We start from the raw sequence: 12,550 nt of genomic DNA on the forward strand, positions 1-12,550 counted from the left end.
TCCCCCTTATTCATTCAAAAAATCTGCAAGTCGTGACAATACCGATACCGCTTCTGCTCTTGTCACTTGGTTCTCCGGCTTAAACGAACGATCTGGATAACCGTTAAAAATGCTATAGTTGCTGACTAGTCCAATCGCTTTCTGATAATCCACCGAAAGCTGCTGTACATCAGTGAAGCTTGACGACTTGTCCTCTTCCTTGACCATTCGCATAACGTTCGCCACAAGCAGCGCTACATCTTTTCGCTTAAACGGCCCGGTGAAGTCGCTATCCTTCCAACTAGCTACTATACCGAGATCATTAGCAGCTGCTATATAAGGTTTCGCCCAATGTTCAGAACCCCCACTTGTGAATTTATACTGGCTAAACCCTAGCTCCTTACTTAGCTCTTGATCCGTCACTCGCCAGCGGAAAGCCTTCAACCATTGCCGCTGCCCGTTCGGCATCTCTTCCGTAATCGATAGCACCATCATTTTCAAGATCGCTTCTCCCGTAACCGGATCATTCGGGCCAAATAAACCGTTGCCGTACCCCGATACGATTCCTTTCTCAACGAAGGTATCAATCGCTGCCCGAGCCCAATGGTTCGAAGTATCGGAGAACAGCGGCAAATCAATCAGCAGGTTGTAATACGACATCCTTGGCGCTTGTATCGTAAACACATATTTCCCTTTCGGGGCAGACTTCACGGCATAAGTATTCGACCAACTTGCCTTGCCGGTAGCATCCGTCTTTTTCGTGCTCTTCGCACTCCCTATCGCTTTGCCATTCGGCATCGTCATTATCGAAGCAAAACTTCCATCATCCCCTACAAGCTCGAATGATATATAAGCTGCATCCTCACGCAGCTCGTACGTTTTAGTCATAACAACTTCCTCCGCTGCTGCACCCCTACCTCCGCTATAATGGAGCACAATACCTGCAATAATGAACGCTAGAATTATCCTCAACAGAGGAACTTTATACCATTTCTTCCTCATCACAACTAACTCCTTCCTACCCAATCGCTAATTATTGTAAATTAATTGCTTTTTCGACATAGCTCAACCGCAAACAACCACAAAAAAAAGCACGCTTCTCCCTCGACTGAGGGAATAAGCGTGCTTCGCTATTCTTCATCCATATTATTGCTTTATCTACACCGATATTACTTCACTTGGAATTGTCTGTCAATATAAATACGCCACTAACAGCTGCATCCGTAGAGAGGCCTCGACTATGTTCCTTCCACTTGCTTGTGGTAGCCTCTATCTCCGTATGGCTGAAGCTCACCTATCCACTTCTCCTTTAACTTGTCGATTTCTCGTTTATAACTGCGGACAACATTGCCTGCATCCGCTCCCTCGGCCAAGAATACGTCTTTATAATCGTAACGAACCTCATGATCGAATTTGATGGTCTCCAGGATGAGGAAAGAGAATTTCTCCGCACCGAATTGCTTCCACTCGCGCTGGAGCTCCTTATTCATATGCGATCCAAGATCGAGGATAAACGTCTCCTTATTCCACAGCCCTTCCAAATTCGTCGACCCTCCGATAAAAAGCTTTTCGTTAGCCTCGTTTTTGATCTGGTATATCCCCATCTTGCGCTCCCGCTCCTGGTACTCCGATACCAGTTGCTTGCGCTTTTCTTTATTTCGTTCCATGTTTTTCTTCCCCTTCCTAATTTGTGCCTATTCCTTCACCCAATATTCACTGCAATCGTCTTCCCTGTCTAGAAATCCATATTCAATCATATAACGGCGCAGCGTTACATAATCATCCTCCCAGAATACGCGAAGCTGCGCGTTCACTTCCTTCTCCTTATACTTCACGCCACTCTTAAAAAATGAGGCAATGTGCCGCAAAATAACGATTTTCCGCTTCTCCTTACGGGGAAACGAGGCCAACGGTCCGGTTGGTCCATTCGGAAAATATTGCTTCATCCAGCTCGCGTTCTCCGCTTCGGTAATCGCGTATCGTTCATCGACTTGGGTCGCCGTCCGATGAATCGGCACGAACTTTGGCGCATCGACCGCCCCGCCATCCATTAGTTCCATAATGGCTAGCAGCAGCTTCGCTTGCTTTGCCTTCTCCTTCAATACGAAACGGTGATTGCGAATCGTCGAAGCGCTGCCTGCGCCCGTTTTCTTAACTATCTCGTTATCTGACAGCCCTTCGGCAAAATCGCGCACGAGCTCCTTCTGCAGATCAGTCAGTCCGGTCGCCTTCTTGTCTAAACCGAGCAAATAGGTCAGCATTGTGCCATGCACCGTCTGAACGTGATGCGCAGCGAACTTGCGCGCCTCAAACCATCGATTCGAATGAGGCACGGCGAACACTTCGCCATCTTCGAAGCTTTCTCCACATACAAGGCAAATATAAGCAGCCGCAGCCTCATCGTATACATAACCTTGCTTCATATCGTTAAGCGTAGCAGACCAGAATCGTTCGTTAAGCTCCATCACCAAACACCCCGTAGATTTATCTAGTTATTTTATAGACATTATATAATTACGTTTGTTATAAATCAAGACACATTCGCCAACCGTCTAGAATTTTCAATTCCGCGCATACATAAAAGGATCATCCTCAGCCAACACTCCAGCCGAAGATGATCCTCACACGCACTCACTTAATTATCCATCCATAACTTATATCGATTTGCGATCTTTCGGTAACATAATTGCAAGCAGACCTAACATAAGGAGCGCACTGCTTGCCACTATAACGTCTTCAAGCGAGTATGCAACTGCAAAATGTCCCAGCACAACCGAGCCAAGCGCTCCCATCCCGAAGGCAAGACCGGTAATAAGTCCGGAAGCCGTTCCGACTTTGTTCGGCATAAGATCCTGCGCGTACACAACGCTGACCGAGAAGCCGGATTGCAGCACGAGTCCTAGCACCGCAATAACAGGGTACACCCAGCCAAGCGGCAAATGCGGCAAAATAAGGGCGATCGGAGCAGCGCCGAGCAACGAGATCAGCATCATTTTTTTGCGGCCAATCCGGTCTGCGATCATTCCTCCGAAAAACGTGCCTACAACGCCGGCCGCCATGAACAGAAACAGCGGCACTTGCGCACCTTTGGTCGACAGTCCGTATTGCTCTTCCGCATAGAACTGATAAAAAGTACCGATGCCCGCCGCATACCAGGAACGAGCGAATACAACGATGAACAATATCGTCAGCGCGAACGCTACCGTTCGCTGACTGATTGGAGCCAAGCTTGCTCCGCCTGCAGCCGCCTGGCCTTTCTTCTTAGGCAGTTGGTTCGCATGCGCGGCAAGCTGTGCCGAATACCAAGGCACAACCTTGAACAGCACGGCGATTGCGGCAGCCGCAAGCAGCATGCCCCACGCGGCGCCGCGTTGCCCTAGCGGCACGAAGATGAAGATCGTCATGAGCGGCGCCAGCGTACTGCCGAAGTTGCCGCCCACCTGGTAGATCGATTGCGCGAACGCCCGGCGGCTGCCCGCTCCAAGATGCACGACTCGCGAGCCTTCCGGGTGAAATACCGCCGAGCCTAAGCCGACGAACACGACCGACAGCAGCAGCAGCCAGAAGTTGGGGGCGAAAGCAAGACCCGCCATCCCGATCATGCTGCATACCATCCCAAGCGGCAGCATCCAAGGCATCGGCTTCTTGTCGGAGACGAGCCCGACTACAGGCTGCATGACCGATGATGTCATATTAAGCGTGAAGGCAATCCAGCCGATCTGCCCATAATTCAAATTCAATGAATCCTCGAATATCGGAAATAAAGCCGAGACGACCGCTTGCATCGAATCATTTAACATGTGTACCGAACTTATAGCGAATAAAATGGAATATACGGTGGCCGATCTAACGGCATCAGACTTAACCCCCGTTTGCGATTGCTGCCCAGACATGATGATAGGACCTGCCTTTCATAGTTACGTACTTCGAGCTACAGCGACTTCCCGAAGCGGATGCATACGGGGCTTGGCACTTCCAGCACCGTGCCGAGAGCAGTCAATTCACCGCTTGCCTCGTCGACGCTGAACGCTGCAATGTTGCCGCTCTTCTGGTTCGCCGCAAGCAAATACGAGCCATCCGGCGTTAACCCGAAGTTGCGCGGAGCTCCCCCGCCGCTTCCGATATGTTGAACGAGCGTCAATTCGCCATTGCTCTGATCAATGGCAAATACCGCGATACTGTCATGCCCGCGGTTCGAGCTGTATAAGAACCGACCGGAAGACGCGATATGAATATCCGCCGCATCGTTGTAGGCGTCAAACCCTTGCGGCAGTGCCGATACAAATTTGATTTCTGTCAGTTTACCTTGCTCTGAATCCACCTTCAGCGTTGTGATCGTCGAATCCAGCTCGTTCATGACATAAGCAAAAGGAAGCTCCCCATGGAATACGAGATGGCGAGGACCTGCGCCGCGATGAATGGAACAGCTGCTATGCTTCGTTAGTGAGCCGCTCTTTGGATCAACTAAATATACGATGACCTCATCAATGCCTAGATCCGCAACGCTTACGTATGCCGTGCCTGGAATCGGCACGATCGAGTGAGCATGAGGCGCATCCTGCCTAGCCGCGTTCGGTCCAAGCTGCCCATTGTCCTCCGCGACGGCCGCAGTCACGGTTAACTCGCCTTCAGCATTAAGCGAAAGCAAAGCGACATTGCCTCCCGTATAGTTGGCAACGAAAGCCGATTGTCCCTCTGCATCAACGCTTATGTAACAAGGATGTGCGCCATGGGTCAACGCTCTGCTCGTCTGTCCCAGCAGCCCTCCTGTAACAGGATCCACTTCATAGGCAATGACTGCACCGCCAACTGCGCCGTTTGTTGATTCCGTCTCACTAACCGCATAAAGCTTGTTTCCTTGCGGGTGAAGCGCCAAGTAAGACGCATTCTCGGCGTTCGCGAATGCCTCCGTTACTTGCAAGCTCCCATCGACACCGTTGAAGCGGCAGACTCGCACCGTCGATTCATCGGCACTCCCATACGATCCGATATATACCATTCCTGAAAAAAGCTCTGTTTGCCGTTTACTCATTACGTTCACTTCCCTTTCATCAGCTTGCCAATAATTTGAACATAGCACAAGGTTTACGTTCAAACAATGACTTTTAGAATATACTTCCCAAACCCATCCAATGTGTGTTACAATGTAAGCGCTAACAATTCAGGTGTTCACATTTCTGAAGGGGGACGATGGAATGATGAATTTAGCACTGAGCGAAAGGAATGTTTATGAGGATTTTGATTTGGAGTCGGATGTGCTTTATTTCAGAATCGGAATGCAAGGACTCGTCAGCTTCCACGGCAGAAACTACAATATAAAGAAGAGAATGACTGCCGAGCTCATCACTCAGCTAATTGGCAAGAGCAGCTTCTATCAGATCAGCTCCAACTGCTACATTAACCTTGGCAAAATCAAATCGATCTCCGGCGGCACCATTTATTTCGGAACGGACTGTTCCGAATCGAAACAGCTAACCGTCAATCGCCGCAAACAATACGTCATTCAGGAATTGTTCAGACAGCGTTCGGCTGACAGCCAATTACGCCAGACGCCATGATGTCTACACAACCGCCTTATTTCCGCGAATAGCGGAATAAGGCGGTTGTTTGTTGTGCCGTGTCCTGCTATTCTTAGGTTGAATATGACGTATCGCTACATAACTCTCACTATTATTCTAGGAGGAACTTATGTCTACTCAAGGACAAGCATTCGAGCAATTATTTCACCAAGAGCCGGCCGTTTGGCTGAAATGGGGCGCTTATGAAGCGGCAGTGTTGCCGAAGGTTGGCGCTAACCTGATCGCATTCCGCGATACAACGAATAATTATACCTTCCTGCGCGAGCCCGCGGCAGACGAAATGGAAAGCTTCAAAGCAAACCCCGGCATTCACGGTATTCCGGTCTTGTTTCCTCCGAACCGATACGAGGACGGCACCTTCACTTGGAACGGCAGAACGTATCAATTCCCGGTCAATGAAGCGAAGACCGGCAACCATTTGCACGGCTTCTTCCATACAGCTGAATGGTCTGTCGAGGATTTCGGCGTAACGAAAACGGAGAGCTACGTCGCTCTTAACATTTCAATTGATGAGAACCACCCTATCTATACCTACTTGCCGCACAAGTTCTCGATTAAGCTTCGCTACTCGCTTAGCGATCTCGGCTTGCAGCAGAATGTGCTTGTTCATAACGAAGGAACAGATGCTATGCCTTGCATGCTTGCATTCCATACGGCGATTAATGCGCCTTTCGCACCGAACAGCACAGTGGACGACTGCCGCTTCACGCTGACGACAGGCAAGCGCTGGGAGCTTAACGAGCGCATGCTGCCAACGGGCAACTTCCAACCGCTATCCGCAGAAGAGGAAGCCATGAAGACGACAGGCCTATCCCCGATCTGGGAGTCGATGGACAATCATTACACGAGCGAGCCTCAGAACGGCCGCAATGCAATGGAGCTTACCGATTCACGCGCAGGCGTTACGCTTGTCTACGATGTCGGTACAGCCTACAAGCAATGGATGATTTGGAACAATGGCGCGACGCCGGGCTTCTTCTGTCCTGAGCCGCAGCTTAACTTAGTCAATGCACCGAACGTCAATCTGCCAGCCGATCAGATCGGTCTCGTATCGCTTGAACCGGGCAGCATCTGGGAAGAGACAAGCCGTCTGTATGTAAGATCCTAGTCCGAGAGCAATGAATAGGCTGCTTGAGGCGTCCGATGAGACGCTTTAAGCAGCCTGTTTTGTCGTTAAACCAACCTTTTGTGGAATATAAATATAACCTCGGTCGCGCTTCGATATTGATCCCGCAGTTGCTGCTGCAACGCCTTGCCGCTCGCATAATCGTCGACAACTACGCGTGTTAGCTCTTCATAGTCCGCATCCTTGGCAACCAGCTCATACGGCACATAACCGTTTTTCAAATAAAACCGCTCCACCTTCAGATCGTCAGCCGAGCCAAGGTCAATTCGAGCATAACCACTGCTCCGAGCACTCTGTTCGAAGGCCGCATTGAGCCTAGACCCTATTCCCGTCCTCACATAATTGTTGCTTGTATCTAAGCTCACCGCAATGCCCTGCAACGCCATCGTATTGGCATCTCTGGACGACTGGCAACCGTAGCATACGCCAACCACTTCGTCGCCGTCGAACGCCGCCAAATAATGCCCCGTCGCCTCAGCTAGCTTTCTGTCGAACGCTTCGAGACTCTCCTGATCCAAGTATTCGCACTGAAACGCATGGACACGCGGGTATTCCGCTGTATCCGGTCTTCTAATTACGATCTCCGCCATCCGATTCTGCCCTCCCATGTTCCGCCAGTTTTTTTTCGAGCCGCGCCTTAACGCCCTCGTCGCCATACCAATCCTCATCAATGATGCTGTAGACCGCATAATCGAGCCCATTATATTTTTTGCGCAAAATACCTTCCCGCACTGCGCCTAACCTCTCGATTGCCCGCTGCGAACGGGAATGACTCGTTGTCGTAATGAGTTCGACGCGCACAGCCCGCCAAACCTCAAAAGCTTGCGACAGGAGCAAATATTTACACTCCGTGTTCACTGAGGTTCTCCATACGTCCGGCGTGTACCAAGTCCAACCGATATTCAAATTGCGGTTCGGGCGCGATATTCTCAAATATCGGGTCATGCCGACGAAGCGACCGAGCAGCTTGTCATAAATCGCATAAGGAAATTGCTCACCGCGCTCCCTCTCGTCAATTGCCGACTGTACGAAGCTCCTCATCTCATCTAAATTCTCAATCTTCACGGGAAGATACTCCCATATTTCAGGAGAGCGCGAACATTCGAATAACGATTCCGCGTGCTCAGCCTCAAGCGGTATTAACGCAACTCTTTCACCCTCAATACGAGTAAACAGCATACTAGCCCCTCCCTGAACCTTCCAAAATTACTCTTCAATGCTTTCGTTACCGAATGTCGTTATCCCTCCCTACTCTTTAATCCAATTGCTATAACATGAAAGGTGACTACTGTCGAAAAAGACTGTAAAATGGAAACAGCAGCAATCTATTGTCGATCATTCGCGAAAGGAGATCTTATCATGAAACGACTTTATTATACGTCCTCCCTTCTAATCGCACTTATTATTCTACTAACCTTATCGTTGCCGCAGCCTGTCGCCCATGCCGGCATGTTCGACCGTATTAAGGACATATACAACACGCCGGAGAAGCTCGACGAGCTGCAGCAGCAGTACTCCGATGCGCAAGCGTTGCTCGAGAGTCAAGCCGAGAAGCTGGAGCAATCTCTGATCGTAACCGAGCAGCTAACGCAGAAGCAAGCTGAATTGACCGAACAGAACGAGCAGTATCGCCAGCAAAACGAGGAGCTGCTCGCGCAGAACAGCAGCCTTCAAGCCGAGATGGAGCAGATGAAGCAGCAGCGTCAATCGCTCGTCAGCAAGCTCATCACGGCGGCTGTCGTCGTTGTATCCCTTATCGTGCTTTATTTGGCCTCGGTTCGCATCTGGCGCTTCGCCGTTTGGCGCAAGCAGAGAAGCGCAGCGGCACGCGGAATTAGCGGATGAAAACGACCGTCCCCGCTCCATACGGCCATGTGCATGTAACGCTCGAAACGGCGGACAAGCTTCATGTGCTGCATCCGAAAGCCATTATCGCTTATCAAGGACTGCCTCATCTGCGTGAGGACCGGTTCATGGACCTGGCCGGTCTGTACCGCAAGCGGAAGTGGATACGCTCGCTACTAAGCGGGCCGTCCGAATTCGTGCTTGGCTTGCCGCCAGGCTGCTCGCTGGAGTCGGTCCAGATTGAGAAGGATAGCGACCTATTATTCGATTTGCGGCATATTATTTTTTTCTCGGACGGCATGCAGCTGAAGCCCAGAATACAGAAAATGAAAAACGCCTGGATTACGCGCGAATTCGTACGCATGCGATTCACCGGCCCCGGGACGCTTGGCGTCATCACAGCTGGCGACGTGAAGGCGATACAGCTCCAGAAGGATCGACCGCTCTATGTTGAAGCCGGAGCACTCATCGCTTATCCCGAGCATGCGTCCATTAAGCTGTCCGTATATGGCAACCAATTGGCCAGCCAGCATATGCAGGTGCAGTGGGAAATAATCGGAAGCGGACCGGTACTCATTCAGACGGGCTCCCACGATGCCGAACTCATGCAGCAGCTGCAGAGCAACGGAGGAATTATTAAGCGCGTGCTGCGCGAACTGCTTCCATTCGGAGGCGTATATATTAAATGACAAAGGCTTGCCGTCCCATATGGATAACGGCAAGCCTTTTGCGTTAAATGCCTCGGAACGAGAAGCGATGCGAGTACTTCCGATTAGCGAACAACGTATACTCCTGCTCCGCCTTCTGTCCCCAGCTGTCATTCCCGCCGACGCCCATTTGCTTGTAATTGACGCGTACGACTGTTTTGTCGCTTGCAGGCAGCTTATAGAAATGATCATAAGACTCCAGCTCGGAAGGCGTGTAAGGAAGGACATTCAATTCAAAATGCGGCTGTCCAGTCAACTCGATGCCTTCGCCCTGCGCATTCGTTATAGCGGCGCTGCGCACATCCGTTTTGTTGCCGCATTCCTGCGGACGGATGTAGGGAACAAGCTGATCCTTCACCGTACCTGAATAACGGCCGAGCTTGCCGCCCGTCTGACGATCCCAATACGTCTCATCAGGCCCGTTGCCGTACCAGCTTAATCGATCGAACTCTGCCGGCAACGAGAACATGATGCCGACCTCCGGAATTTCAGGCAAGCCGTCTCCCGGCGTCAGCTCCTCATACACGTCTACTGCACCGTCTCCATTTACCGTGTATACGATGCTTAGATCCGACTCACTTGTCGTCGGTAAGCTAAACTTCGCCCGAACGATAGCAATGCTGCCCGTCGCTTCCCACTCCAGCGCTATCAATGACCGTTCGGCTCCCGCTTCTCGCCATGTCGCACAGCGTTCATGATGCTTATTACCGCGGTCATTATCCGTGTAAGCGCGCCAGAAGTTCGGCGTCAGCGCCGTCCGCAGACGTTCCTTGCCTCTCCAAGCATAAGCGGCCAAGCTGCCAGTTGCTTTGTTAAAGCTTGCCGCGAAAGACTCGCCTGTAATCGTCAACAGCTCGGCTGTCTCCTTCAACGTGACGTCTGGTTTCTCAGCAGCAGGACCGACGCGAACGATGGCATGCGCCGGCAGCACGAACTGCTCGAACGCGATCTCATGGCCTTCCGTTGCCCAAACCGTATCTTCCTTAAGCAGCAATTGAACGGTCAGTACCGCTTGCTCGGATGCGTTAGCGAGAATTGGCAGCTGGTAGCCGATCGTGATCGTCTCTTGCGATTCAGGAGCGACTGCAGCAGACACTGTTCCCTCCTCCACCTTGCGCCCGTCGACCGATACGCTCCACACAAACGCATACTGATCAAGCGCGTTAAACAGATGACGGTTCGTTACTTTAATCGTACCCGCAGCCAAGTCGACCGCTTCGAACTTCACATTTTGATACACCTTTTTCACTTCCTGCAGCTTAGGCGAGACCGTCCGATCCGCGAAAATAAGGCCGTTGCCGCAGAAGTTGCCGTCATGCGGCGATTCGCCGAAGTCGCCGCCGTACTGCATCTTTACCGTGCCGTCCGCATCTACAATGCGGATCGACTGATCGATCCAATCCCAGATGAAACCCCCTTGAAGCACAGGATATCGTTCGAAAACTTCCCAATACACATGCAGACCGCCGCAAGAGTTGCCCATCGCGTGGCTGTATTCGCATAGAATGAACGGCTTCTTCGGATTGCTCTGCGCATAGCGCTCTACACCTTGAGGCGACGTATACATGTGGCTCTCGATATCAGAAGCGGCGTCAGACGCCCGGTAATGGAAGGCCCCTTCGTAATGAACGATTCGCGTAGGATCAACCTCGCGTAAGAAATCATGCATCTTAATGAAGTTGTCGCCTCCGAATGACTCGTTGCCCAGCGACCAGATGACGATAGACGGATGGTTCTTATCGCGCTGGAACATCGTGTTGCATCGGTCAAGCACCGCCGCCGTCCATTCGGGGCGGCTGCCCGGTACGGTCTCGAGCAGCTCCTGCTGCCCGTAATACCAAGAGCCATGCGTCTCCAAATTCGTCTCGTCGATCACATACAGTCCGTATTCGTCGCACAGCTTATACCAGAGCGAGTCGTTCGGATAGTGCGATGTACGGACGGCATTAATGTTATGAAGCTTCATTAATTCAATGTCCTTGCGCATATCCGCTTCCGTAATGGAGCGTCCCGTATCGCAGTTGAACTCATGGCGATTAACGCCCTTGAACATAATCCGTTTGCCGTTTATTTGCATGAGGCCGTCCTTAAGCTCGAAGCTCCGGAAGCCAACCTTGCAGCTGACTGCCTCAAGCAGCTCTCCGCTCTTGTTTTTCAAGCTTAGCACAAGCGTATATAAGTTCGGCTGCTCGGCGCTCCATTTGAGCGGATTGGATAGGCTTGCTCCGAGCTGAATTTCCTTAAGCTGCTCACCAATGGTCGAGATGCTAACGGTTAACGGCTCTGCCAGAACAGGCTGGCCAGCAGCGTCATACAGAACGGCCTCGACGGTCACGTTAGCCGCGTCGCGAGCATAATAATCGAGCAGCTTCGCATCAATAACAAGCTCCGCATCGCGATACTGCTCATCGAGCTGTGTCCGTACGAAGAAGTCGTAGATATGTACATCCGGCGTCGTATACAAATACACATCGCGGAATATACCGCTCATCCGCCAGAAGTCTTGGTCCTCCAGCCAGCTCGCATCGCTCCAGCGGTATACTTCAACCGCGAGCTTGTTGTCGCCTTCGATCAAATAAGGCGTAAGGTCGAACTCCGACGGCGTGAACGTATCTTGGCTGAAGCCGACCAGTTCACCGTTCAACCATACGTAGAACGCTGACTCAACGCCTTGGAAGCTAATGAAGACGGGTTTGCCTTGCCAATTGTCCGGAACGTTGAAAGAGCGTACGTACGATCCGACAGGATTATAAGCAGTCGGGGCGAAGGGCGCCTTCACATCCTCGTTGCCATGCCATGGGTAGGTCACATTCGTATATTGCGGGTAATCGTAGCCCTGCAACTGCCAATGACCTGGCACAGCAATCTCATCCCAATTGCTATGATCGTAATCAGCCTCGTAAAAGTTAGCGATACGCGCCTCTGCATTCGTTGCGAAAGCGAACTTCCATTTACCGTTCAGCAACAAACGATTCGCGGATGAAGCATGATCCCCCTTTAACGCTTCCTCTACCGTGTCGAACGGCATTAACGAAGCATGAGCATCCATTCGATTTAACTGAAAAATATCCGGATTGTTATTCCATTCGGGATAACCGTTCGCCGGAGGGGAATAAATGAATTTTTTACGCATTTATGTCGACTCCTCACTTCGTAGTAGTAGAACTATATTCACATTATAAAACAATTGGATTTCAGTATTCCTTGTATAATATTCATATATCCTATCAAAATTTGAACATTTCCAATCCTGCAATAAAACCTGTACCTTCGCTGCAGCCCAATATTTACCGCTAAATATGAAGCGCTTTCTC

General features: G+C 51.0%; 12 protein-coding genes. 4 read left to right on the forward strand and 8 right to left on the reverse strand.

Annotation, left to right across the window (positions count from 1 at the left end; all coding sequences use genetic code 11):
* Positions 1–6: 6 nt before the first annotated feature.
* From AC0YN0_RS25205 to AC0YN0_RS25225, 5 genes are all read right to left on the reverse strand, one after another.
* Complete coding sequence (locus AC0YN0_RS25205) at positions 7–867, reverse strand: S-layer homology domain-containing protein (protein WP_475823722.1); 861 nt, start codon at positions 865–867, stop codon at positions 7–9.
* Positions 868–1,217: 350 nt separating this feature from the next.
* Positions 1,218–1,646, reverse strand: coding sequence for a GIY-YIG nuclease family protein (locus tag AC0YN0_RS25210; RefSeq protein ID WP_475823723.1), 429 nt, complete (start codon positions 1,644–1,646; stop codon positions 1,218–1,220).
* Positions 1,647–1,673: 27 nt separating this feature from the next.
* A complete protein-coding gene (locus AC0YN0_RS25215; RefSeq protein ID WP_475823724.1) occupies positions 1,674–2,444 on the reverse strand; it encodes a DUF2087 domain-containing protein in 771 nt (256 codons plus the stop codon).
* Positions 2,445–2,633: 189 nt separating this feature from the next.
* A complete protein-coding gene (locus tag AC0YN0_RS25220; protein WP_475823725.1) occupies positions 2,634–3,872 on the reverse strand; it encodes an MFS transporter in 1,239 nt (412 codons plus the stop codon).
* A 38-nt stretch (positions 3,873–3,910) separates the two neighbouring features.
* Positions 3,911–5,011, reverse strand: a complete 1,101-nt coding sequence (locus tag AC0YN0_RS25225) for a lactonase family protein (protein WP_475823726.1) — start codon at positions 5,009–5,011, stop codon at positions 3,911–3,913.
* A 163-nt stretch (positions 5,012–5,174) separates the two neighbouring features.
* Between AC0YN0_RS25225 and AC0YN0_RS25230 the strand changes: the two genes are divergently transcribed.
* Together AC0YN0_RS25230 and AC0YN0_RS25235 are read left to right on the forward strand one after the other, a co-directional pair.
* Positions 5,175–5,537 carry a LytTR family transcriptional regulator DNA-binding domain-containing protein gene (locus tag AC0YN0_RS25230; protein ID WP_442048282.1) on the forward strand — a complete coding sequence of 121 codons (363 nt, stop codon included), beginning with the start codon at positions 5,175–5,177 and terminating at the stop codon, positions 5,535–5,537.
* Between the two features lie 130 nt (positions 5,538–5,667).
* On the forward strand, positions 5,668–6,666 hold the full coding sequence (locus AC0YN0_RS25235) for an aldose epimerase family protein (protein ID WP_475823727.1): 999 nt from the start codon (positions 5,668–5,670) through the stop codon (positions 6,664–6,666).
* Between the two features lie 65 nt (positions 6,667–6,731).
* On the opposite strand, the gene AC0YN0_RS25240 is transcribed toward AC0YN0_RS25235, so the two are convergent.
* Together AC0YN0_RS25240 and AC0YN0_RS25245 are read right to left on the reverse strand one after the other, a co-directional pair.
* On the reverse strand, positions 6,732–7,274 hold the full coding sequence (locus tag AC0YN0_RS25240) for a GNAT family N-acetyltransferase (protein WP_475823728.1): 543 nt from the start codon (positions 7,272–7,274) through the stop codon (positions 6,732–6,734).
* Positions 7,255–7,863: a GNAT family N-acetyltransferase gene (locus AC0YN0_RS25245; protein ID WP_475823729.1), complete on the reverse strand. Its 609-nt coding sequence runs from the start codon at positions 7,861–7,863 to the stop codon at positions 7,255–7,257. The genes AC0YN0_RS25240 and AC0YN0_RS25245 overlap by 20 nt, the downstream gene beginning before the upstream one ends.
* A 180-nt stretch (positions 7,864–8,043) precedes the next feature.
* Between AC0YN0_RS25245 and AC0YN0_RS25250 the strand changes: the two genes are divergently transcribed.
* Positions 8,044–8,529 carry a hypothetical protein gene (locus tag AC0YN0_RS25250; RefSeq protein WP_475823730.1) on the forward strand — a complete coding sequence of 162 codons (486 nt, stop codon included), beginning with the start codon at positions 8,044–8,046 and terminating at the stop codon, positions 8,527–8,529.
* On the forward strand, positions 8,526–9,218 hold the full coding sequence (locus AC0YN0_RS25255) for an AIM24 family protein (RefSeq protein WP_475823731.1): 693 nt from the start codon (positions 8,526–8,528) through the stop codon (positions 9,216–9,218). Before AC0YN0_RS25250 ends, AC0YN0_RS25255 begins: the two co-directional genes overlap by 4 nt.
* A gap of 43 nt (positions 9,219–9,261) precedes the next feature.
* On the opposite strand, the gene lacZ is transcribed toward AC0YN0_RS25255, so the two are convergent.
* Positions 9,262–12,369 (reverse strand): beta-galactosidase, LacZ type, encoded by a 3,108-nt coding sequence (gene lacZ / locus AC0YN0_RS25260; RefSeq protein WP_475823732.1) that lies wholly within the window; start codon positions 12,367–12,369, stop codon positions 9,262–9,264.
* Positions 12,370–12,550 lie beyond the last annotated feature (181 nt).

The organism is Paenibacillus sp. J22P218 (assembly GCF_056269195.1).